Raw genomic sequence first — 21,642 nt, 5'->3', positions numbered from 1 at the left:
TTTGTTTGTTTTACTACAAGTAAAAGTAATTATTTTTAGATATAAATAACATTTAAAAAACAAAATTTTAACGGGATTTTTATTTAATAAGCCTTTTTGATTCTGTCTAAATCTCTTTTGGTATCCTGCTCTTTCAAAGATTCTCTCTTATCATATGTTTTTTTACCACGGCAAAGACCGATCTGGAGTTTAGCCAAACCTTTTTCATTTGTAAATAATTTCAAAGGTACTATTGTCAGACCTTTAGCCTGGACGCTTCGGGCAAGTCCTTTTAATTCTCGTTTATTCAAAAGCAGTTTTCGCTCACTGCGAGCCTTATGATTGAATTGGTTCCCAAAACTATACTCTTCGATATAAGTATTAATGGCAAAAAGTTCAGTACCGCTAAATTCACAGAAACTTTCGGTAATATTAGCCTTTCCTAAGCGAATAGATTTTATTTCGGTCCCGGCCAAAACAATTCCGGCAGTATAGGTTTCCAGAATTTCATAATCGAAACGGGCTCTTTTATTGAGTATGTTGACAGTTTTTTGCATAGTAGGGCAAATTTAGGAACTAATTAATGAAAGAACAATTGTTTTTGGGAAAATGCCATAAATTTGCAATATGGAAAAACAGCAGTCAAAAGATCCGCTTCATGGCGTTACACTTCAAAAAATAGTGGAGACATTAGTAGAATATTATGGTTTTGACACCTTGGGAGAACTGATTAAAATAAAATCGTTCAACGAAAATCCAAGTGTAAAATCAAGCCTTACTTTTTTGCGAAAAACAGATTGGGCAAGAAAACAAGTCGAAGATCTGTATATCAAAACACTTCCAAAAATACAATCCAAATAATTAGGAGCTCAATCCAGCTGTCCACTATATCTCTTGTCCCGAACCCTGGGACAAGAGGATGCCGTTCCCATCTGGGCTAGGGCATTAGTTTTCATAATAAAGATTTAGATGTATAACAAGTGATTGTTTTACTTTTTAAAGACTAATTTCCATAATTGGCATAAACCTGTTTTTTATGGAAGTTTCGAACTCTCCAATTTTTTTGAATCCAAATTTCAGATAAAATTCTTCAGCATTTGGTTCAGAATCTAATGTTATCTTTTCGAATTTCTCATTCTTCATCCGATTTAAAAAATCGTTCATTAAATATTTCCCGAATCCTTTTCCAATATATTCTGGTAAAATAAATAGGTTATCGAGCAGTACATCATTTTGTTCTTTGATGATGTATGAATAATAACCGACAATTTCATTGCCGTTTACTAATTTAAATACAGAATTATTTTCAATATAATCTTTGGAAATCGTCAGGTTATCATTCCATTTCAAAATTTGCTCTTCAGAATATCCCCAATAGGCTTTTGATTTTTTTGTTATTTTTGTCAAAATCTCGTTGTCACCTAAGCTTGCTTTTTTGATTTCCATATTTTAATTGAAACAGTTGTTTATTAACCGACATCAGTTTAATAGTTGTCGAGAAATATCAACCTTGTTTTATGCCATAGATTAAAGGATTTACACAGATTTGTTTAGCAAAATTTAAAAAAAAATCTGTGCGAATCTTTTTAATCTGTGGCTGTTTTTTCAGCTTAGAGATGATCTCAGCTAGTCATTTTCAAAATTATTTATTCAATTTAGAATAAATCATGGTGTCCAGAAATCGTCCTTCGTAATATTCATTTTCAATTAAATGTGCTTCTTTTACAAAACCGTTTTTAAGTAAAACTTTTTCAGAACCTGTGTTTTCAGGATCCAAAATGGCTTCTATAGAATGCAGTTTCATGTCTTTAAATCCATAATCAACTACTCGCTGCAGTGCTTCCGAAATAATTCCTTTTCCATTGTATTCAGGAAAGAGCATGTAGCCCACTTCGGCTCTGTAGTGTTCCGGTTTCATTCGGTAATGACCAATGATTCCTATGATTTTTTCAGGTTTGTCCAAGAATGCTATTCCCCAGTTAATACCGATTCCGTTTTCAATTTTGTCATCAAACATGGCAATAAGTTCCAGAGCGTCTTCTTTATTTTTAAGATACGGCCTCGGAATGTATTTCATGACTTCCTCATTGGAGCGCAGGGCCAAAATAGTTTCAGCATCATTATCTACTACTCGGCGCAATACTAATCGTTCCGTTTTTAATACAGGAAAAGGTAAAAAATTAACTTCGAGCATACTCTCTGGTTTTAATTGTTTTATAAAATCTCAATACTGAAAGCAGCGTGGAAAGTCTCATCTGCGTCCAAAACCTGAATTCCTTCTTTATCCAAAAGCGCACCAGATTTATCCACAGTGTCCGAATAGCCAAACCATGGTTCAATGCATATAAAAGGCGCATTTGGCGGTGTCCAGATTCCTAAATCCGGAAAATCAGAAAAACTTACTTTCAAAAACGGCTTAGAATTTTCTAAAATAGTAACCGATTTGGAACTGCAGTTTTTTAAAACCAAAGCATCATTTGCAAACAGTCCATAATTCAAATGCAGTTCATTTTTGTCCAGCGATGCTTCATTTGTTGTATTCGAAATCAAACCGTCTTCGAGTAAATAATATTTTAAAGAATTTTCTTTTTCGAATGCTAAAGAGTAATTCTCAAAATCGTTAGGCAGGTTAAATGCAGGATGCGCACCAATAGAAAACGGCATTTTAGATTCACCATTATTAAATACTTTGTATTCAATTTGCAATGTTTTGTTCTCCAGCGTGTAAACTAAATGCAGATCAAAATCAAAAGGATACTTTTCTTTGGTTTTTGGAGTAGCTGCTAATGAAAAAGTAACGCTGTTTTCCTGCTTAGCAATCAATTCAAATTCCATTTCGCGTGCAAAACCGTGTCGGGACAAATGGTAGTCAGCATTGTTGTACTGATAAGTATTGTTTTTTAAAGTACCTACAATTGGGAATAAAACAGGGGAGTGCTTTCCCCAAAATTCTGGATTTCCATTCCAAATGTATTCTTTGTTTAAATTATCTTTTAAAGAGCATAATTCTGCTCCAGTATGTTTTATTTCTGCGGTTAAAATTGAGTTAGAAATAGTTGTAGTCAAAATAATAGTCGTTTTTTGTTGTTGAGAAATGCTGTCGTAAAGATATTTATAATTATTATTTCAAAAAGGAAAACTAAAAACTTTTTAAAGTTAAAATTGACTAAATTCTTAATTTTATGATTAATTTTTATTTTTTTATTCATTAATTTGCTTTTAATAGATAAAAAATTTGAAAGAAGAATAATGAATTCTTAAAAGCATCAATCCCCGATTCAGGAATTAAACCTTACCAAACATGAAAAACAATCGTTTTGGCGCCATATTTCAATTGGCCTTATTAATTATGGCTGGCACGTCATGGAGTCAAGAAACTCCGCCCGCCGGCACTGCTAATCCCAAACCAGTTTCAAAGTATGATTATCATGATGCTTTTGGACCCTCTTTTTATACAAAAGACGCAACACCAACCCGTTCTGCAAGCGGCGAGCCTGGATATGCGTACTGGCAAAACAGGGCAGACTATAAACTAACTGCAAAATTAAACGAAAAGACAAATGAAATTATTGGTTCAGGTATTGTAACGTATACTAATAATAGTCCTGATAAAATGTCTTTCGTATGGATGCATCTGGATCAGAATTTGTTCAAAGCCGATTCAAGAGGAAATGCGCTTATCCCGCTTAATGGAAGCCGGAATGGAGCAAGAGGTGAAATTTTTGACGGAGGACACAAAATTAAATCCGTTAAAATCGTTACTGTTTCAAAAGGAAAATCAGTTGAAAAAACAGCAAAATTCATCATTAATGATACAAGAATGCAGGTGTTTCTTCCCGATGATTTGAATCCAAAAGGAGGAGTTGTTAAAATTAAAATTGATTTTTCTTTTATTTCTCCAAAAGAAGGCTCGGACCGAATGGGAGTTTTAGAAACAAAAAACGGTAAAATTTTCACCATGGCGCAATGGTATCCGCGTATGTGTGTGTATGATGATCTGCGTGGCTGGAATACTGCTCCGTATTTAGGAGCTTCAGAATTTTATTTGGAATATGGTGATTTTGATGTAAATATTACCGTGCCTTCAAATCATATTGTAGTTTGCTCAGGTGAACTGTTAAATGCAGCTGCTGTTTATACTGCCACTGAACAAAAAAGACTTGCTCAAGCGAAGCAAAGTGAAAAAGCTATAATGATTCGAACCGCAGAGGAAGTAGCTACCAATGCTTCAAATGCTGGAACTGCATCTGAAAAGACATGGCATTTTAAAATTAAGAATTCAAGAGATCTTTCGTGGGCATCTTCGTCGGCATTTATTTTAGACGGAGCCAGAATCAATTTGCCGAGCGGGGCAAAATCATTGGCGCTGTCAGCATATCCAGTTGAAAGCGCAGGGAATGAAGCTTGGGGACGTGCTACAGAATATACCAAAGCTTCAATCGAACATTATTCTAACAAATGGTTCGAATATCCTTATCCGGTAGCTACAAATGTGGCAGGAAATGAAGGCGGAATGGAATATCCTGGAATTGTTTTCTGCAGCTGGGAGTCCAAAGGAGAGGATTTATGGGGAGTTACTGATCATGAATTTGGTCATGGATGGTTTCCGATGATTGTAGGTTCTAATGAACGTTTGTTTGGATGGATGGACGAAGGATTCAATACTTTTATTAATTCATTAAGCTCAAATGGTTTTAATAATGGCGAATATAAAAGTAAAGTATGGGATCTTCATAAAAATGCGGATTATTTTACAAATCCAAATAATGAGCCTGTTATGAGTTCGCCGGATAATATGAAGGAAAAAAATATTGGTCTTTTGTGTTATTTCAAGCCAAGTGCCGGACTGGTAATGTTAAGAGAACAAATATTAGGGACAGAACGTTTTGATCTGGCTTTTAGAACTTATATAGAGCGCTGGGCTTTTAAACACCCGGCACCAGATGATTTTTTCAGAACGATGGAAAATGTGGCAGGGGAGGATTTAAGCTGGTTTTGGAAAGCTTGGTTCGTTAACAACTGGCGTTTAGACCAAGGAGTAAATTCTGTTAAATATGTGAAAAATGATCCAAGCAAAGGAGCAGTTATAACTATTGAAAATTTCGAAAAAATGGCTATGCCGGTAATTTTGGATGTAAAAACAAAAAGCGGAAAAGTTACAAGAGTTAATCTGCCGGTTGAAATTTGGCAGCGAAATATAGATTGGTCTTTCGAGGTGAATACTACTGAAGAAATAGCAAAAGTGGTTATCGATCCCGATCACGTATTTCCAGATGTAAATGAAAGTAATAATACTTGGATGTCTGATAAAGGACTAATTGAAAAAGATGTTATTCTGGATGGATATTTAGGAAAGTTTTCTACTAAGGCAGCTCCTTTAAAAATTGAATTTACCGAGAAAAACGGAATCCTTTTTGCCCAAATTACTGATTATCCAAAAGTGCAGCTTTCTCTGATTGATAAAGATAAATTTCAATCAGAAGAGGCCGGAATTACGTTCCAGTTTAACGAAGCTAAAAACGGAGTTGATTTGCTTGACAGTACGGGGAATAAATTGTCTTTCACAAGAGATTAATTAAAATACACCCATAAAAAAAAGACTTGTAGATTTTTCTGCAAGTCTTTTTTTATGGTTTTATAATTATTTATTCCGGAATCTGCTGGCTCAGGCAGTGCAGCGTGCCAAATCCCCAAATAAAATCAGTAGCACTTATTCCTATAATTTCACGGTCAGGAAAGCATTCTGCTAAAATATTTAAAGCTGTTCGGTCATTAACATCATTAAATGTCGGCACCAAGACACAGTTGTTTAATATTAAAAAATTAGCATAACTGGCAGGTAAACGCAATCCTTCAAAATCTAAACGTTTTGGCATTGGCAAAGCTACAATTACTGGTGATTTTCCGTCTTCTAATTTTGCATTTTGTAAACGTTTCAAATTATCCTGCAGCGGTTTGTAATTCGAATCATTTTTATCAGTTTCAACAATAGTTACAATAGTATCTTCATTGACGAATCGGCATAAATCATCAATATGTCCGTGAGTATCGTCACCTTCAATTCCGTCACCCAGCCAAATTACATTTGTTACTCCTAAATATTCTTTGAAAACAGCTTCATAATCTTCTTTTGTGAAATTAGCATTTCGAACCTGAATTGTAGGATGCATCAAGCATTCTTCAGAAGTTAATAAAGTACCGCGACCGTTTACATCAATAGCACCTCCTTCAACGATAACTGGTTTGCCTTTGTACATTACCTGAGTCACAGGAATTTTTAAAAACTCGCCTACTTTGGCAGGAACATGCTTGTCTAAATTGATATTCTTGTATTTGGCCCAGCCGTTGAAATTAAAATTCAATGCCTCTCTTGAGGAACCATTTTTTACAATAATTGGTCCAGAATCGCGCATCCAGCTGCGGTTGGTTTTGTGTATAATGAAAGAGACATTTGTCATCTTTACATGAGCTGTTTCCAGCATTTCGGTTACTTTGCTCTTTTGATTTTCATCTGCAGTTACCAAAAAAACCTGCTCGTAAATGGCCACTTTCTTGATGAATTCAACAAATGCCCATTGCACGGCTTCATATTTTCCAGGCCAATCTTTGCCGTTGTGCGGAAAACATAATAAAATTCCCTGCTGTTTTTCCCATTCTGCCGGGATACGTCTGTTATTTGTATTCATAATTAATCAATAGCTCTTTTGGTAATATCTTCAAAGGCATCAATTCGTCTGTCTCTAAAGAAAGGCCAGTTCTGGCGTACGTTTTCCTGTAAATCCAAATCTACTTCGGCAATCAGGATTTCTTCTTTATCATGTGAGGCCTGCGCCAAAATTTCTCCTTGAGGTCCAGCTATAAACGAAGATCCCCAAAACTGGATTCCTGCAGTTCCTTCAATATACTGCTCCAGACCAATTCGGTTTGCGGCAGCAACATAAACACCATTTGCAACAGCGTGCCCTTTCATAACACTCATCCAGGCTCCGTGCTGGTTTTCGCCGTACTGTTCTTTTTCCTGCGGATGCCATCCAATTGCTGTTGGATAAAATAAAACCTCGGCTCCTTTCAAAGCTGTGAGTCTAGCTGCCTCAGGATACCATTGATCCCAGCAGATTAAAGTTCCTATTTTCCCTTTTTGAGTCGGAATAGTTTTAAATCCTAAATCACCAGGCGTGAAATAGAATTTTTCGTAGAAATGCGGATCATCGGGAATATGCATTTTGCGGTACAATCCAGCTTCAGACCCATCGGTATCGATGATGTAAGCACTGTTGTGGTAAATTCCAGCCATTCTTTTTTCGAAGAAAGGAACAATGATTACCACTCCCAATTCCTTTGCCAAAGCACTAAAAGCAATAAAGGAAGTACTGTACAATGGCTCTGCCAAAGCAAAATTATCGACATCTTCACTTTGACAAAAATAATGACTGCTGTATAACTCCGGCAGCGAAATCACCTCGGCTCCCTGACTGGCAGCATCACGCACCCAGCTTAGGCATTTTTTAAGGTTGTTCTCGGCAACATCGTTTAGATTCAGTTGAATCACCGCTATTTTATATTTCTTCTTTGACATGTTAAAAAAATTAGACTGCAAAAATAGTTCTTTTTTAAAACAGTTGCAGTACTGACTTTTGGTTTTTGTGAAAAGTTTAAAGGTCTGCGATGACTCTAAAAAGTAAATGGCCTTTTTTATAAAATAATTATTGAGATATGTAGGTCTATAATAGAATTGTACTAGGTCATAATTGAGTCATTAAATATTATAATTCAATTACAATATTTAATAATTGAACTATAAGAAACTATCAATATATTAAAATAAATATAAAAAATAGCTGGTGTAGTACCGTTGGCTGAAATTAATTACAGTTCTTACGGACCTGCTTCCTTCGTCAGAAGTACAAGTTTTCGAATTGTTATTATATTGAATGTGATGAATAGCTTCCGAATAATTATCGAAATTTTAAATGTCTTTATATGCTGTTATAGATTGCTGATTCCGCATTCGTGAGGAAGTCGGGAGACTTCGTAGAGCTGGTAAACTGCGATTGAATTCTGTACTTCAGCCCACCTGACGCAAAACCCTTGTTAGGTGACGGTTATTTTTCAGTTCTTTTTTCGGGAAGTTTATATTTTTGATTTCTTAAGATTGATATAATTGCGTCTGAAATTTCAAAAACTTTTTTGTTATAGTTATTGTCTAATAAAATGATTGTGAACTTTTCGTCCATGTTAGATGTCAAAAGGGCTTCATAGTTTCCCATTCTGCCATCGTGTATATGTTCAGTTATTTTCTTACTTTTAAATTTTGCTTCTCCCAAAGCCGATTGAGTTTCGGGCAAATCAAATTGCTGACCGATTTCGTAAAGTGATTTTTTGTTAATTATTTTTTCCGAGCACAGACAATTTTCCCATTTTAATAAATCAATTGTCGTTAAATAGGTTCCGCCAGTTATTGGTAAGTCGGGTTTGTCTGCCACTAAATTATTATTAAATCCTCTAGCTATATTTTCTTCATTTTCAAAAAGTGTCATTACTGACGAATTCATTTCGCAAGGCTGAAAGATGAATTTTTCGACATACATTTTATAATTCATTCCGCTTAATCGCTCAACTATGAAATGTCTTAAAAAAATATTGTTATTGTTGTAGGCATAATTTTTGCCAGGCTTAAAATCAAGAGTATCGATAAGCATCAAGCCATTAAAAAGATCTTTGTCATTTTTTATATTTTTCCAATTTACATCAGGTATTCCGCTTGTATATTGCAATAGATCTTTAATTGAAACTTCGTCTGCCCATTTTGGAAGTTCGGGAATAAATTTCGAAACCTTATCATCGAGTTTCAGTTTGCCTTGCTCTTTCAATTGCATTAATGCAACCGCACTGAATTCCTTAGTAATAGAACCAATATTAAATCTATAATCATTCGTTAATTGGCTTGTTTTACTGGCATCGGCAAAGCCAAATGAAGCGCTGTAAATTATTTTATTATTCTTTGAAACAAGCACATTTCCATTGAAAATTCCGATTTGGTTTGACCATTTCATTAAAGAGTCAATTTGCTTTATTTGCTGAGTCTGAGCAAATAAATTATTTGTCAGAAGTAATAGAAAAATAAGAATTGAGAATTGCTGTTTGTTTAATCGCATATTTTTATTTCTTGGATTCTTTAAGGTATTTTGGTTTACGTTTGTGGTACTACAGTGGGTTTGAAACTTAATTAAGCCATTATTTGGATTTGCCAAATCATCCAAATACAAAACCCACTTTCCATTAAGGCGATTGCCGGAATCAGTTGGAGTAGCTGTTTACCAGCAGTGATTATTTCTTGACAAACTCTGTTGAAATGTTATTCCCCCAAGGAATAGTTTTCAAAACAATTTGTTTCTCATTCTGCTCAATTTCTAACCATAATTCACTTTTTCTAATAGAGTCAAAATCTAGAATTAGTATTGGTGAATCGATTTCTTCAATTTTCCATTTTCCTTTGCCGACATTATTATATTGTCTGGATTTATTCAGAGTGAAAGTCTCGTTGTCATAGACAATTAGTACATCTTTTTCTTTTCCGAGATTGTAGTTGCCTACGATTTTACTTTCAAATTTTAGCTGAAATATAGAAACTAATGCAAGATGAATTAATGGTAGTGAGAGAAAACCTAACCCTATATAAAGAGTTTTATTTGTATCACTTTTTCTAATTTTTAAAATACCGATAAGAGTTAATATTGTACCAATCAAAGGGCTGATTATGTAAAGGGGAAATGTCCAAAGTGCTTCCATATTTTATCTTATCATAGTATTTTTGGGACTGTATCATTGCTGGTAACGTTCTGGTACTACAGCGGGTTTGGGACTAAATTAAGCCCATTCTTCGGATTTGCCCAATCATTCACATACAAAACCATCTTTCCATTAAGCCAATTGCCCAAATCCGTTATAGTAGCTGTTAGCTGACGTTTTTATTTTTCTTTAGTTAGCCTGTCCACTTCTTTCAGCAAAGTAGGAATTCTGTATTTTCCATTCATTTCTTCAATTATTTTTGAAGCTATATTTAATTCAATTCCAATAGATGTAATAAATAAAGGATTTTCGCTTTTTCCTCTGTATAATTTTATTCTATTTTTTTCAATTGTTGCAAAATCTCGTTTTGCTACACCAATAATTGGAATCTTCTTATTTAATTCGTGATAAAGATATGCACCGAGACCAAACTTGCTCTCATCATTTAAAAAAACAAAACCATCAATTATAATTAAATTTACTTTCTTTAAATCTATTTTTGAAATTAAACTTATAATGCAAGGAAGTTCCCTTTTGTAAAATTCCCCTGAAACATATTCTTCTATTTCGAAAAGTGTTTCAGTATAAATTTCAAATTTATCTTCCTGATTCCAATCTTCAAAACTTAAACAAACCGTTTTGGCTTTATTTTCGTAGTAATAAGTATCAAATGCTAATATCATTTTATGCTATAAATTTTATATTAATTACTTTTTGATAATATTGCTTTGTGTAATTTTTCGTGTTTTTCAAATAGGTAACCATCATATTCATATATTTTACCATTAAATTCTATTTCTGAACTATCACTGTGTGTATAACCTGTGTCACAACCAATATTTTTACCTCGTACTATTAATCCTCCCTCTCCTCCGCAATCACACCACAATACTAAAAAGACTTTTATTTCTTCAGGATTTGAATTAATTTTTTTATATGCTTTTTGAATTAACGGAAATTTAAATGTATTTTCTTTATAATTATAATCAGTTACAGAATATAAAACTTCTTCAATAACAATTTTATCCATATTAGTATCAAGCTTTAATTCTTTTCCATAATTTTTATTATTGAATATTTCTTTATATAAAGTAGTAATTCTTTCCTCGTATGAATATTCGTGAATTAAAGTTAAGATTTCTTTAGCAAAATTTTCAGAAATCAACACTCTTAATTCTGGATTATAACCTTTTTTTATAGAATCAATTTGTGGTTTAAAAAGACGAATAAATTCGGAATTATCAGTGTCACCATTTGAATATATATTCAAAACATTTTGAGGAATTTGTATTCCTGTTTGACTAGTAAAATAATTAAAAGATTCTCTTGTGTTCATCGTTTTTTTCTAAAATGTCAGCTAATTAGTGTGTACTCCCTATAATATAGTGATTATACATCTAATATAACTTGCTTTGTCCTGCAATTGTAGTAAATATATTGTATTTTAATATCATAAACAAAATCTTTGCAGTCATAGTACAGCCAGCTGAAATACTAAAACATCTGGTCCAGCCCCGATAGCAGTAAAAATCCTTATATGCCGGGGTTCGGCATATAAGATTGCAACGAATAGCGGGAGTAATGCTGATGAAATTGTATTGAGTTTCTGCTCCTAAAAATCATGCGTAATAAAATAAATTATAATCGAATTAACAGTGAAATCCTAAATGCAATATGATTTTATAGTTAATTTTGTACAAAATTATAATTGAAATATGAAAATTCCAATATCCTTATTAGAGTTAGCCATAATTACCGAAGGAAGCAATGCCACCGAAACGATGCAGAAAACCAAAGAGCTGGCGCAGCTTGCAGATGTTCTGGATTACAAGCGGTTTTGGCTGGCTGAGCATCACAATATGGCACATGTTGCGAGTACGGCAACGGTGGTTTTGATAGGGTATGTTGCGAGTATGACACAAAATATACGAGTAGGATCGGGAGGGATTATGCTGCCAAATCATTCTCCGCTCATTATTGCCGAACAGTTTGGGACACTGGCAACTTTGTATCCGGACCGTATTGACCTTGGTTTGGGAAGAGCGCCAGGAACCGATTCGCAGACAGCACAAGCTATACGAAAAGATTTTTTTGAGGAGTCACAGCGATTTCCTAAAAATGTATCGGCATTGCAGGATTATTTTTCGGAAGATAACGCCACGGCTAGTGTCCGTGCTTTTCCAGCAGAAGGAACCAATGTGCCTATCTGGATTTTGGGATCAAGTATGGACAGCGCCACATTGGCTGCAGCATATGGTTTACCTTATGCTTTTGCAGGGCATTTTGCACCGCGGCAGATGATTCAGGCTTTTGAGTTTTACAGGGAGAATTTTAAGCCCTCAGAATTTCTTCAGGAGCCTAAAACGATGGCCTGCGTCAATGCTATAGCTGCCGATACGGATGAAGAAGCCGAAATTCTTTCTACCAGTCTGTATCAGATGTTTCAGAATTTAGTTCAAAATACCCGCAAACCATTACAGCCTCCTGTGGCTTCCCTGACCGATCTTATGAATAATATGAGTGAAGAAGCGCGTTTTCATGTTAACCAAATGACGGCTGGTTCTTTTATAGGCAGTAAGGAAACATTAGTCAAAGAATTAAAAGAATTTATTCGTTATTCCCGAATCGACGAACTGATGATCAGCAGCCCAATATATAGCCATATCGATAAATTGAAAAGTCTGCAGATGATGAAAGAGGTTGTAGATAGTATTTAATCTGTATCAGTTTTTTTTTGCGGTTAAAAGAAAGTGTTTTTGTCACATTATCAAATAAAAAAGACTGTAGTGTATTTTATTACACTGCAGTCTTTCTCTATTTTAGGATTATTTTTTAATTAACCACTTTAAGGCTGAAAGTACCTATAGTGGCTCCCCAAATTCGAAGCCATAGCAGGACGGTAGCCTCAGTTCCTCTTGAACCCACAATGTCGCCTAAATCTAAGATGGTTTCATCTTTCCACCCAATTTCGTTAAGGAGACTCTTTACGGTGGCTTTAGCTTCGTCGTCATTACCGCATATAAAATTAGTGTGATCTCCGTTTTTTAAAGTTCCAGGAGCAGTCATAAGCGTGCTCCACATGGTATTCAGGGTTTTTACCACTTTGGTATCCGGAAGGTTTTTCTGGATTTCTTCACCCAGTGAGTTAGTATTGCAGAGTTCAGGGATTAAGCTCAATGGAGCTCCTTTGCTTGTGTCTACAGGGATACTGATGTCGATAAGGATTTTGTTTTGAATACTGTTTTCCACAGATTTTAATACTGCTACAGCAAACTCGCCTTTGATGCAGTTAAAGATAATTTCTCCAAAAGAGGCTGCTTCTTCAAAGGTTCCACTGCTGGCATTTGAATCAAATTTATCTACAAATTCAATTGCTTTTTCATTTGTATTGTCTCTTGAGCCTATCATTACCTGATGACCCAATTCTATTAATTTGGAATTAATTGCTGTACCAACAGCTCCCGTTCCTAAAACTCCTATTTTCATTCTGTTTGTTTTAAAATTTAGTGAAATATAAAGTTAAAAAAATATATAAAAGAAATACATTTTTTAAAAATCATAATCAATTATCATGCTAGAATTAATTTTTAAGAAGTTTTATTTTTTACAGATTTTGGAGCCTACTTTTGAGTTAAAACTGCTTCGTCGCTTGGCTGTATGATCTTTATCAAATCCAAAGGATGGTTTATTACATATTTTGCTCCTGCAGCAATTAACTCTTCTTCTGGGCGATATCCCCAAGACACACCAACTGCAAGCATATCAGCATTTACCGCTGTCTGCATATCAATGCCGGAATCACCGACGAAAATGATTTCTTCAGTTTTTAATCCTAAGCTTTCACATATAGCCAGGGCTTCAGATGGATTTGGTTTTTTTAGCTCCTCAATACGTAAACCGACTACGTTTTCAAAAATATCTGGAAACAAATCAGCAGTGATTTTCTTAGTAAGCTCATCCGACTTATTTGAAAAGACACTTAGTTTTATATTGTTTGAAATTAAGTGATCCAATAATAAAGCAATCCCTTCGTATGTTTTTGTTTTTCGGGTACAATTATTGGTATATTCCTCAATCATCAATTGATAGCATTTATCGATATGCTGTTCATGATTATGAGTTTCAGACAACGATTTACTTACTAAATTGCGCAGGCCGCTTCCAATGAAGTATTGGTAGCTTTCATAACTATGGGTGGGATAATTTAGGTTTATAAGGACTTTGTTCATTGCATCTGCAATATCTTCAAGTGAGTTTACTAATGTGCCGTCTAAATCAAAAATAACGCCTTTATATTTCATTTTTATTTTTTTAATTCATCGAAAATTTCATTTCGATTTTCATTTTACTAATGAGTTCAAAGATAAGAATATTGTTTTTTTGCTTTGTATGACTTTTGCTAATTATATACTTCAATTTTTAGCGGAAATTTCAATTCTTAGCCAAAAACTAAATGAGTATAAATAAAAGAGCGATGAAATAATTGATTTGAAGTCTAATTTTAATTCTTAATTTTACAAAAAGGCATAAATAAAAACTGACCTAATTTCTCCATGAATATGAAATATATTATTGTTTTTCGAAAAGTTTTGACCATAGCGTTTATTATGGCAGTTTTTATTTCCTGCAGCAATGATGACAACAAAACAGGAGCTAATGATGTATCAGATACTGTGCAGGATGGGACTTGGAAAGTTACTTATTTTTATGAGTCGGGTGAAGATATTACCCAAGAGTATGCGGGATATAATTTTGCTTTTGACGACAACACAGTAGTAACGGCTGCGAAAGAGGCAGATTCTTATACTGGTGTTTGGTCCGTATCCAAAAGCACGAGTGATGATGATATATCCAGTACAATTTTTATACTTTCGTTCGGCACCTCTTCCAGCTTGCTCCATTTGAGCGGAAGCTGGAAAGTAATTGAGAATACAGGTACTTCTTTGAAGCTGAAAAACAATAGCAATAGCGATTTGGTTAATCAGCTTTATTTTGAAAAAAGTAATTAATTTTCTTACCTGCCCATTGCTTCAAAAGGATTTTGATTTTGAACTGGTATGGATTCCTTAGCAGGTGTTCTGAAATCCGAAGATTTTACACGGATAGTAGTCAGCCACTTCACATATTCGCCTAAAAAACTTATAGAGTTATAAACTATGTCATAAAGAGAGGCAAAAAAGTCAATTACCAAATCATAAAGGGAGGCAAAAAAATCAATCAAGATGTTTAATAGAGATATTTTTTTATTTTTCATGGTGTTTTGGTATTAAATTAGTAATTGCTTTAAAATTCTTTGAAGGTAGAAAGCTTGCTTTTATGAACAGAGTAACTTTCAAGAGTTATGCTAAAGTTAGTTAAAAATTATTAAAATACCGACAATAGACATTTATTTTTATTCAATATAAGAAATAACATATTTTTTTGGCTGTAATAAATTTAAGTTATTTGTTGTTTTTAATTTACTGTTTTATTCTTAAGTCAATGGTATGTTGCGTTTTATAGATAAAAAATAGGAGAATTATAGTAAGTTATTCCGTAATTTAATTCTGTATATTTTACAATATTTCTATAAAATTCTGTAAAATCCTCCGTGGCATTATCTCCAACTTTGTATTTGTGGAAATAAATCCACTGCTAAAAAAAAAAATATCATGGAAAATAATCACAACAACGAAGGCACTGGCAGACGTCCAATGCTGACAGGAATGTTCGCTGATCGCGAAAGTACAGAAAATGCATATAATACACTTAATGAACGTGGATACTCAAAAGACGATGTCAACCTGCTGATGTCGGACGAGACCCGTAAAAAATATTATTCAGATGAAAATGATCATTCAGAACTTGGGACCAAAGCAGCAGAAACAGCTGGTACCGGATCTGCCATTGGCGGGACAATCGGTGCTATTGCAGGAGTTATTGCTGCAATTGGGACAAGTGTAGTTATTCCGGGATTAGGATTAATTATTGCTGGACCTTTGGCGGCAGGACTAGCGGGTGCAGGAGCCGGAGGAATTGCAGGTGGTCTGATAGGAGCGCTTGTAGGATCTGGAATTCCAGAAGACCGTGCTAAAATATATGAATCTGGAATTAAAGACGGCCATGTTGTTTTGGGTGTGCATCCTAGAAACGATGAAGATGCTGATTATTTGGAACAAAATTGGAAATCCAGCGGACATAATATTTACAGATAAATAGACACTGGTTTACAAAAAAACACCCATCACATGATGGGTGTTTTTTTGATTATATTTAATGCTATCGAGTGATTTAAAAAGGAAAGATATAAGATTGGCTAGTGATGTTTTATCCCGAATATCTTTTTGAACAAGTTTACGATTCCTAAAGCAATAAATCCAATTACAAGCCCAAAGCTAAATTCCTTTACAATAGCTGGCCATTCAGGAAATAAATGATGTAAGAACTCAATTTTGTGTACAAATATACCGCCAGCCACAAGAAGCAGTGCGATCGTGCCGATAACTGCAAGGCTTTTGATAACTTTTGGTAAGGCTTGTACCAATATGTTTCCTATATGGAATACGATACCACGATTGTTACTGCTGTGTTTAATAAGTTTATAGCCCGCTTCGTCCATTCGTACTATCAAAGCTACGATTCCATAAACACCTACAGTCGCAATTATGGCAACAAAAGAAACCACAATAATCTGAGATAACAGCGGTTTTTCAATTACAGTACCTAATGCAATAATCACAATCTCTACTGACAAAATAAAATCGGTTACTATTGCTGATTTTATCTTATCCTTTTCAATTTCCAGGATTTCTTCTTCGGTGAATTCTTTGAGTTCAATTTCGGCTCCTTTGTGTCCGCGATGAAATATAAATTCATATATTTTTTCGGCGCCTTCATACGCTAAATATAGTCCGCCAAGGACTAAAACGATGATAACTGCTATTGGGAAAAAAGCGCTCAATAAGAATGCTATTGGTAATATAATTAATTTATTGATAAGTGAACCTTTCCCTATAGCCCACAATACAGGCAATTCTCTCGAAGAGGCAAATCCTGAAGCTTTTTCGGCATTGACCGCTAAGTCATCACCCAAAATACCTGCTGTTTTTTTTGTTGCAATCTTACTCATTACGGCAACATCATCCATAATTGCTGCGATATCATCTAATAGTGCGAAAAAACCTGATGCCATTATAAGTGTTTTAAGAAACCAGACTAAAATTTGGATGAAGTATCAAAATCTTTTGCCCAGTGTTTGATTATTTAAAAATACGAAACTACTACTTTTGACTGAATTTATCGCAATAATCTGTTTTGAAATACGATAAATTCTATTCAATGTAAAACAGTAAGCAGAAAATTGAAAATACTAATTATGCACAGCAAAAAAAACACCAGTCTTTTGACTAGTGCAGTTTTTTTTAATTTTGTATTGCGTAACTATTTAGTTTTTATTGCAGTTTCATCAGTAAATAAGAAAATATTAAGGCATTTTCTTTTGCTTTTTGTTCATTGGTAGATGAGCCTCCATGACCACCTTCTGTGTTTTCGTAGTAATACGTTTTGTATCCCATGTCATTCATCTTGGCAACCATTTTTCGGGCATGTCCTGGACTCACCCTATCGTCACGAGTAGAAGTCGTGAATAATACTTCAGGATATTTGACATTGGTTTTAAGATTTTGATAAGGAGAATATTTTTTAATGTAATTCCATTCTTCGGGTATGTCAGGATTTCCATATTCGTCCATCCAGCTGGCGCCCGCTAGTAGTTTATTATAGCGATGCATGTCTAATAATGGAACTTCACAGACTACGGCATTGTATAAATCTGGACGCTGCACAAAGGCTACTCCCACTAATAATCCACCATTACTTCCTCCCATCACGCCTAAGTGTTTTGATGAGGTTATTTTTTTTGTTATCAGGTCTTCAGAAACAGAGTATAAGTCGTCAAATACATTTTGGCGTTTTTCCTTTATCCCATCAAGATGCCATTTTGGTCCAAACTCCCCGCCACCTCGAATGTTTGCTAATACAAAAACACCGCCCTTTTCCAGCCATGAAATTCCAAATGTTGCAGAATAAAATGGATTTGAAGAAACCTCAAAACCTCCATATGCATATATTAAAGTCGGGTTGTTTCCATCATTTTTAATGTTCTTAGCTGAGACCAAAAAATAGGGTACCATTGTACCGTCTTTTGATTTTGCTTTAAATTGTTTTATCTGATACTTATTGGCATCAAAATAAGCTGGTAATGATTTGTAAGCCTTAAAGGTGTTATTATTTGCATCAGCGTTATATATTGTAGTAGGAGTTGTAAAGTTTTCAAATTCAAAGAAATATTGATCTGAAAGCTCATCTGTTGCAGCAATAGAAATAGTTCCAAAATCTGGAGCTTTTACTTTTTGATTCACCCATTTGCCATTTGCAAATGAGTAAATATACAGTTGCCCAGTGACATTTGTTAATAAATTAATGAGTAATTTATTTTTAGTGCTCGAAACTTCAGAAATACTTGAAAATTCATCTGGTACAAGAATAACTTGAATTTCCTTCTCATTGTTTATTATTTTTTTAAAGTCGAGACTTAAAAGTGTTCCTGCTTTATAGGTTATTGTATTAACGGTCCAATCTGATTTTAATTCAACAATTAGTTGGTTGTTTAAAATAGTTTTTATGTTGCTGTCTGTTGGAAGATCTAATTTTATTAATTTATTATTGATCCAGATATATGAATTATTTGAAAAAAAAGTTGTTCCTTGAATTATTAATGTATAGGATTGTGCGCCATCTCGTAAAACAATACCCCATGATCCAACATCAGAGGATTGTCCGTCAAAAATGAGTTGAGCATCCTTTAGCAAAGTTCCTCTTTTCCATAGTTTTACTTGTTTTGGATATCCAGAGGTTGTCATCGTGCCTTCACCAAAATCTGAAGATACAAGTAAAGTGTTTTCGTCTAAATAGGTGGCAGATGCTTTTGCTTCGTCAATAAAAAATCCATTTTCGATGAATTGTTTTGTATTAACATCAAATTCTTTTGTTATAACTGCATCTCCACCGCCTTTTGAAAGCATAATTAAGAAACGGTCATAAGAAGGATACAATCCTGTTGCACCGCTATATACCCATTTTATATTGTCTTTTTTTGACAGTTCATCTATATCAAGAAGGGTTTCCCAAGTAATATTTTTATTAATGTATTGTGTTAAAAGGCACCTTCTCCATATTCCTCTTTCATGATCTTTGTCTTTCCAAAAGTTATAGACATATTTTCCAGAAATAGATGGGTATTCAATACGTTCAGAAGAATTATATATTTCTAAGGCGTTATTAAACATTGATTGATAATCTTTTTCTTTGCTTAATTCCTCAAAAGTAATTTTGTTTTGAGCATTTACAAATTCCAATGACTTAACGCCATCTACTTCTTCCAGCCATTGGTATTTGTCATCTTGTGCTTGAGTAATTTGGCATAATCCCAAGATTGCCAAGAATAAAAAAGTGTTTACTTTCATGTATTGTTTATAAATTTTTAGCTAATATTAAATTTGTATTGGTATCGGTGTTGTTGTAAAAAAGGTTTTTAATCATTTAGCTTAAAAAAAAACTTGAATATAAATCATCGATTTGTGTTTTATAATTTGAAATAAGGAGCTTATTCCTGCAAATATATCAAAGAACTATGAAATTTTGATAATTTTTCTTATATAATTGAAATGATTACTATCGCTTTATAAATAATAGTCAATTATGCAAAAAAAACACCAGCCGAAATAGACTGGTGTTTCATCACAGTTTTGAATTAGTTAATTAGCGCTTGTTTTTTTTATAAAATTATTGAAAATGGCACTTCCAGTTGCTGTAATATCGTTAGAATGTTTTGAAACAATATTTGCTATTCCAAATTGAAGAATTGTCCCAAACAGTTTTTTAATAGAGCTGCTTTTATGATTTACCATAAGTTTTTTAGAAATAAATCCAGTTATTAAACCCATGACATTACCAAGTACATCTTCTTTTATTTTGGGTGAAGAAGTAACTTCGTGAACGAGATTTTGTATTAGATTGATAGGTTTTACACTTTCATAAGCAATGTGAAATTGTTCTTTTAATAAAAACAGGTCAGTATTATATTGCTGCTGCAGAAGAACTATCGATTCATTTAATGCATCGGTTTCATTTGTCTTTTTCATAACGCTTTTTGTTTCATCATTTGTTTAATAATAGAATTACTAACTGGATATTTGAGCCATTGTTCTCTAAATATGCGCAGTAAAACTGCTACAAGCAGATAAAAACCGCCAATTATAAAGAAGCCGTAAAATGTATCACCCAATAGTTTTCCTAGCCACAATGCTACACCAACGCTAAAAATTATGATTGACAATACAACCGTCATACTAACAACAAGCAATGAAAAGAGTGAAGAAACTATTTCGGCTGATTTATCTACAGCGTTAAGTTTTAACAATTTCAAGGTTGTTTTAGAATAGTTTTCTGCTTTTTCAAAAAGCGTGGCTATAGGCGTTGTATCGTCAATCATAATGTATTATTTATAGTTAAAAGTTTTTTGCTTCATCATTGAATTCACCTTGAACTTTGTCAAACTTATCCAATCCGATTTCAGCAATGTCTTTCGCTTCTTGTTTTGTAGCCTGAATTTTTTCTTTCAAAGTATTGGCAAAACCTTCGTATTTTGATTTTAAATCATTCACACAGTCATTGCCTTTATCAGCTATTTGTCTGCGTGTTACTGAACCTTTTTCAGGTGCAAATAAAATTCCTAATATTCCGCCTATGGCAAGTCCTGCCACTGTTCCTAATACTGCTTTACCTGTACTCATGATATTTAATTTTGAATGTTAATGAATGAATTATATGAATTTAAAATTTTTAATGACATTGCCCCAGAAGTACCCAAATAATAATAAAAACTAATATTGTGCCAAAGCAGCCACCGCCTAGTTTTTTTGCTCCATAGCCTGCTAGCAGTCCTCTGAATAAATTGTTCATATTTTTATGTTTTATAAGGTTGTTTTCCAGTCAATTTATTGCTCTATTGCAACACTGTAAAGTTCCATACTTTGCTCAAAAAATGTTTTACATTACTTTTTAAAAAAGTTACAAAATTTCTATATACAAAAAAACACCAGCCTTTCGACTAGTGTTTTTGTTGGGTTTTAGCGGAGATTATAATGGTCAAATAGTTTCAATTACATTCTCTGGTAATCTTCTTGATTTTGGCGCAGCTTCAATTCGGTTGAAATCATCTTCGGAGGCGTAGCCAACAGCCATTGCAAACAATGGCCGGTAATCTTCCATATTAAGTATGTCCATATATTTGTCCGTTTCTATACCTTCCATAGGTGTTGAATCCAAGCCTAGGGCGATGCTGGCTGTCAAACCAACTCCCAAAGCAATATAAAGCTGTTTTGCCAGCCATATTTTTAGATCAGCTTCGGGCTTACTGGCTTTAATCTGATTGTACCAATCTCTTCTGGCTGGCGGTAATTCATTATCTACGACTTTTTGAAAAGCATCCAAATTGTCGGCCACACTAAAAACTACTAAAAGTCTAGCCTGATTTACTTTTTCTTCATTGTGCATAGAGACAGAAGCCAGTTTGGCCTTAACCTCCGGATTTTGTACAAATGTAAATTTCCAAGGCTGAATATTTATGGAGGAAGGCGAGAGGCGCAAAATCTCTTTCAAAGCTTCAACTTTTTCTTGCGGAATAGCTTTATCTGCGTTGTATTTCTTGGTGCTGTATCTTTTTTGTATTAATTCGAGAATATCCATAATGCTGTTTTTATATTAAAAAAACAAAGTTAAGCAATAATGCTTTTTTATTTCGGATTAGGTTAGTGTCTAAATTTTATGATGACT

The 21,642-nt window shown here is 34.0% G+C and carries 24 protein-coding genes; 5 read left to right on the top strand and 19 right to left on the bottom strand.

Annotation, left to right across the window (positions count from 1 at the left end):
- Positions 1–83: 83 nt before the first annotated feature.
- The gene (gene smpB / locus C8P67_RS03085; RefSeq protein ID WP_115810305.1) at positions 84–536 is read right to left on the bottom strand and encodes an SsrA-binding protein SmpB; all 453 of its coding nucleotides are present in this window, start codon (positions 534–536) and stop codon (positions 84–86) included.
- 70 nt (positions 537–606) lie between these two features.
- Here smpB and C8P67_RS03080 point away from each other — a divergent pair, with 70 nt between their 5' ends.
- The gene (locus tag C8P67_RS03080; RefSeq protein WP_115810303.1) at positions 607–840 is read left to right on the top strand and encodes a VF530 family protein; all 234 of its coding nucleotides are present in this window, start codon (positions 607–609) and stop codon (positions 838–840) included.
- Positions 841–975: 135 nt separating this feature from the next.
- Here the strand turns inward: C8P67_RS03080 and C8P67_RS03075 are convergent, their stop codons facing one another.
- The 3 genes from C8P67_RS03075 to C8P67_RS03065 form a co-directional block, all read right to left on the bottom strand.
- Positions 976–1,425: a GNAT family N-acetyltransferase gene (locus C8P67_RS03075; protein ID WP_115810301.1), complete on the bottom strand. Its 450-nt coding sequence runs from the start codon at positions 1,423–1,425 to the stop codon at positions 976–978.
- 196 nt (positions 1,426–1,621) lie between these two features.
- Entirely contained in the window at positions 1,622–2,173 is a 552-nt protein-coding gene (locus C8P67_RS03070; RefSeq protein WP_115810299.1) for a GNAT family N-acetyltransferase, read from the bottom strand.
- A gap of 20 nt (positions 2,174–2,193) precedes the next feature.
- On the bottom strand, positions 2,194–3,045 hold the full coding sequence (locus C8P67_RS03065; RefSeq protein WP_115810297.1) for an aldose 1-epimerase family protein: 852 nt from the start codon (positions 3,043–3,045) through the stop codon (positions 2,194–2,196).
- Positions 3,046–3,280: 235 nt separating this feature from the next.
- Here C8P67_RS03065 and C8P67_RS03060 point away from each other — a divergent pair, with 235 nt between their 5' ends.
- Entirely contained in the window at positions 3,281–5,554 is a 2,274-nt protein-coding gene (locus C8P67_RS03060) for a M1 family metallopeptidase (protein WP_115810295.1), read from the top strand.
- 70 nt (positions 5,555–5,624) lie between these two features.
- Here the strand turns inward: C8P67_RS03060 and C8P67_RS03055 are convergent, their stop codons facing one another.
- The 6 genes from C8P67_RS03055 to C8P67_RS03030 all read right to left on the bottom strand — a co-directional run bounded on the left by C8P67_RS03055 (position 5,625) and on the right by C8P67_RS03030 (position 11,104).
- Positions 5,625–6,665, bottom strand: coding sequence for an agmatine deiminase family protein (locus C8P67_RS03055; RefSeq protein ID WP_115810293.1), 1,041 nt, complete (start codon positions 6,663–6,665; stop codon positions 5,625–5,627).
- A gap of 2 nt (positions 6,666–6,667) precedes the next feature.
- Positions 6,668–7,555 carry a carbon-nitrogen hydrolase gene (locus C8P67_RS03050; protein ID WP_115810291.1) on the bottom strand — a complete coding sequence of 296 codons (888 nt, stop codon included), beginning with the start codon at positions 7,553–7,555 and terminating at the stop codon, positions 6,668–6,670.
- A 526-nt stretch (positions 7,556–8,081) separates the two neighbouring features.
- A complete protein-coding gene (locus C8P67_RS03045) occupies positions 8,082–9,032 on the bottom strand; it encodes a serine hydrolase domain-containing protein (protein WP_115811024.1) in 951 nt (316 codons plus the stop codon).
- Positions 9,033–9,306: 274 nt separating this feature from the next.
- Positions 9,307–9,768 carry a hypothetical protein gene (locus C8P67_RS03040; protein ID WP_147298192.1) on the bottom strand — a complete coding sequence of 154 codons (462 nt, stop codon included), beginning with the start codon at positions 9,766–9,768 and terminating at the stop codon, positions 9,307–9,309.
- Positions 9,769–9,947: 179 nt separating this feature from the next.
- Positions 9,948–10,451, bottom strand: coding sequence for an endonuclease V (locus C8P67_RS03035; protein WP_115810287.1), 504 nt, complete (start codon positions 10,449–10,451; stop codon positions 9,948–9,950).
- 20 nt (positions 10,452–10,471) lie between these two features.
- Positions 10,472–11,104: a hypothetical protein gene (locus C8P67_RS03030; RefSeq protein WP_115810285.1), complete on the bottom strand. Its 633-nt coding sequence runs from the start codon at positions 11,102–11,104 to the stop codon at positions 10,472–10,474.
- 379 nt (positions 11,105–11,483) lie between these two features.
- Between C8P67_RS03030 and C8P67_RS03025 the strand changes: the two genes are divergently transcribed.
- Positions 11,484–12,485 carry an LLM class flavin-dependent oxidoreductase gene (locus tag C8P67_RS03025; RefSeq protein ID WP_115810283.1) on the top strand — a complete coding sequence of 334 codons (1,002 nt, stop codon included), beginning with the start codon at positions 11,484–11,486 and terminating at the stop codon, positions 12,483–12,485.
- A 115-nt stretch (positions 12,486–12,600) separates the two neighbouring features.
- Here C8P67_RS03025 and C8P67_RS03020 read toward each other — a convergent pair whose 3' ends face one another.
- Together C8P67_RS03020 and C8P67_RS03015 are read right to left on the bottom strand one after the other, a co-directional pair.
- Positions 12,601–13,254, bottom strand: a complete 654-nt coding sequence (locus C8P67_RS03020) for an NADPH-dependent F420 reductase (protein ID WP_115810281.1) — start codon at positions 13,252–13,254, stop codon at positions 12,601–12,603.
- A 134-nt stretch (positions 13,255–13,388) separates the two neighbouring features.
- Entirely contained in the window at positions 13,389–14,069 is a 681-nt protein-coding gene (locus C8P67_RS03015) for an HAD family hydrolase (protein ID WP_115810279.1), read from the bottom strand.
- Positions 14,070–14,327: 258 nt separating this feature from the next.
- Here C8P67_RS03015 and C8P67_RS03010 point away from each other — a divergent pair, with 258 nt between their 5' ends.
- Positions 14,328–14,777 (top strand): hypothetical protein, encoded by a 450-nt coding sequence (locus C8P67_RS03010; protein WP_147298191.1) that lies wholly within the window; start codon positions 14,328–14,330, stop codon positions 14,775–14,777.
- Positions 14,778–14,782: 5 nt separating this feature from the next.
- Here C8P67_RS03010 and C8P67_RS03005 read toward each other — a convergent pair whose 3' ends face one another.
- Positions 14,783–15,022, bottom strand: a complete 240-nt coding sequence (locus C8P67_RS03005) for a hypothetical protein (RefSeq protein ID WP_115810275.1) — start codon at positions 15,020–15,022, stop codon at positions 14,783–14,785.
- Between the two features lie 397 nt (positions 15,023–15,419).
- Between C8P67_RS03005 and C8P67_RS03000 the strand changes: the two genes are divergently transcribed.
- Positions 15,420–15,962 carry a hypothetical protein gene (locus tag C8P67_RS03000; RefSeq protein WP_115810273.1) on the top strand — a complete coding sequence of 181 codons (543 nt, stop codon included), beginning with the start codon at positions 15,420–15,422 and terminating at the stop codon, positions 15,960–15,962.
- Between the two features lie 101 nt (positions 15,963–16,063).
- Here the strand turns inward: C8P67_RS03000 and C8P67_RS02995 are convergent, their stop codons facing one another.
- From C8P67_RS02995 to C8P67_RS02970, 6 genes are all read right to left on the bottom strand, one after another.
- Positions 16,064–16,939, bottom strand: a complete 876-nt coding sequence (locus C8P67_RS02995; RefSeq protein ID WP_115810271.1) for a DUF808 domain-containing protein — start codon at positions 16,937–16,939, stop codon at positions 16,064–16,066.
- Positions 16,940–17,198: 259 nt separating this feature from the next.
- Positions 17,199–19,271 (bottom strand): prolyl oligopeptidase family serine peptidase, encoded by a 2,073-nt coding sequence (locus C8P67_RS02990; protein ID WP_115810269.1) that lies wholly within the window; start codon positions 19,269–19,271, stop codon positions 17,199–17,201.
- 291 nt (positions 19,272–19,562) lie between these two features.
- Entirely contained in the window at positions 19,563–19,949 is a 387-nt protein-coding gene (locus C8P67_RS02985; protein WP_115810267.1) for a hypothetical protein, read from the bottom strand.
- Positions 19,946–20,299: a hypothetical protein gene (locus tag C8P67_RS02980; RefSeq protein WP_115810265.1), complete on the bottom strand. Its 354-nt coding sequence runs from the start codon at positions 20,297–20,299 to the stop codon at positions 19,946–19,948. Before C8P67_RS02980 ends, C8P67_RS02985 begins: the two co-directional genes overlap by 4 nt.
- Before the next feature lie 16 nt (positions 20,300–20,315).
- Positions 20,316–20,600: a YtxH domain-containing protein gene (locus C8P67_RS02975; RefSeq protein ID WP_115810263.1), complete on the bottom strand. Its 285-nt coding sequence runs from the start codon at positions 20,598–20,600 to the stop codon at positions 20,316–20,318.
- A 355-nt stretch (positions 20,601–20,955) separates the two neighbouring features.
- A complete protein-coding gene (locus tag C8P67_RS02970) occupies positions 20,956–21,555 on the bottom strand; it encodes a nitroreductase family protein (protein WP_115810261.1) in 600 nt (199 codons plus the stop codon).
- Positions 21,556–21,642: the final 87 nt, after the last annotated feature.

The sequence above is a fragment of the Flavobacterium aquicola genome, from assembly GCF_003385115.1.
GTDB lineage: Bacteria > Bacteroidota > Bacteroidia > Flavobacteriales > Flavobacteriaceae > Flavobacterium > Flavobacterium aquicola.
The sequence above is the reverse complement of the archived record's forward strand: the minus strand, read 5'-3'. Positions and strand labels throughout refer to the sequence as shown.

Excerpts from the sequence above, each read along its gene's own strand:
- C8P67_RS03045 (WP_115811024.1), bottom strand. The coding sequence starts at position 9,032 with ATGAAATGGTCAAACCAAATCGGAATTTTCAATGGAAATGTGCTTGTT.
- C8P67_RS03035 (WP_115810287.1), bottom strand. The coding sequence starts at position 10,451 with ATGATATTAGCATTTGATACTTATTACTACGAAAATAAAGCCAAAACG.
- C8P67_RS02990 (WP_115810269.1), bottom strand. The coding sequence starts at position 19,271 with ATGAAAGTAAACACTTTTTTATTCTTGGCAATCTTGGGATTATGCCAA.
- C8P67_RS03005 (WP_115810275.1), bottom strand. The coding sequence starts at position 15,022 with ATGAAAAATAAAAAAATATCTCTATTAAACATCTTGATTGATTTTTTT.
- C8P67_RS02980 (WP_115810265.1), bottom strand. The coding sequence starts at position 20,299 with ATGATTGACGATACAACGCCTATAGCCACGCTTTTTGAAAAAGCAGAA.
- C8P67_RS03000 (WP_115810273.1), top strand. The coding sequence starts at position 15,420 with ATGGAAAATAATCACAACAACGAAGGCACTGGCAGACGTCCAATGCTG.
- C8P67_RS02975 (WP_115810263.1), bottom strand. The coding sequence starts at position 20,600 with ATGAGTACAGGTAAAGCAGTATTAGGAACAGTGGCAGGACTTGCCATA.
- C8P67_RS03070 (WP_115810299.1), bottom strand. The coding sequence starts at position 2,173 with ATGCTCGAAGTTAATTTTTTACCTTTTCCTGTATTAAAAACGGAACGA.
- C8P67_RS03040 (WP_147298192.1), bottom strand. The coding sequence starts at position 9,768 with ATGGAAGCACTTTGGACATTTCCCCTTTACATAATCAGCCCTTTGATT.
- C8P67_RS02995 (WP_115810271.1), bottom strand. The coding sequence starts at position 16,939 with ATGGCATCAGGTTTTTTCGCACTATTAGATGATATCGCAGCAATTATG.
- C8P67_RS03060 (WP_115810295.1), top strand. The coding sequence starts at position 3,281 with ATGAAAAACAATCGTTTTGGCGCCATATTTCAATTGGCCTTATTAATT.
- C8P67_RS02985 (WP_115810267.1), bottom strand. The coding sequence starts at position 19,949 with ATGAAAAAGACAAATGAAACCGATGCATTAAATGAATCGATAGTTCTT.
- C8P67_RS03050 (WP_115810291.1), bottom strand. The coding sequence starts at position 7,555 with ATGTCAAAGAAGAAATATAAAATAGCGGTGATTCAACTGAATCTAAAC.
- C8P67_RS02970 (WP_115810261.1), bottom strand. The coding sequence starts at position 21,555 with ATGGATATTCTCGAATTAATACAAAAAAGATACAGCACCAAGAAATAC.
- C8P67_RS03080 (WP_115810303.1), top strand. The coding sequence starts at position 607 with ATGGAAAAACAGCAGTCAAAAGATCCGCTTCATGGCGTTACACTTCAA.
- C8P67_RS03015 (WP_115810279.1), bottom strand. The coding sequence starts at position 14,069 with ATGAAATATAAAGGCGTTATTTTTGATTTAGACGGCACATTAGTAAAC.
- C8P67_RS03055 (WP_115810293.1), bottom strand. The coding sequence starts at position 6,665 with ATGAATACAAATAACAGACGTATCCCGGCAGAATGGGAAAAACAGCAG.
- C8P67_RS03025 (WP_115810283.1), top strand. The coding sequence starts at position 11,484 with ATGAAAATTCCAATATCCTTATTAGAGTTAGCCATAATTACCGAAGGA.
- C8P67_RS03010 (WP_147298191.1), top strand. The coding sequence starts at position 14,328 with ATGAAATATATTATTGTTTTTCGAAAAGTTTTGACCATAGCGTTTATT.
- C8P67_RS03020 (WP_115810281.1), bottom strand. The coding sequence starts at position 13,254 with ATGAAAATAGGAGTTTTAGGAACGGGAGCTGTTGGTACAGCAATTAAT.
- smpB (WP_115810305.1), bottom strand. The coding sequence starts at position 536 with ATGCAAAAAACTGTCAACATACTCAATAAAAGAGCCCGTTTCGATTAT.
- C8P67_RS03030 (WP_115810285.1), bottom strand. The coding sequence starts at position 11,104 with ATGAACACAAGAGAATCTTTTAATTATTTTACTAGTCAAACAGGAATA.
- C8P67_RS03075 (WP_115810301.1), bottom strand. The coding sequence starts at position 1,425 with ATGGAAATCAAAAAAGCAAGCTTAGGTGACAACGAGATTTTGACAAAA.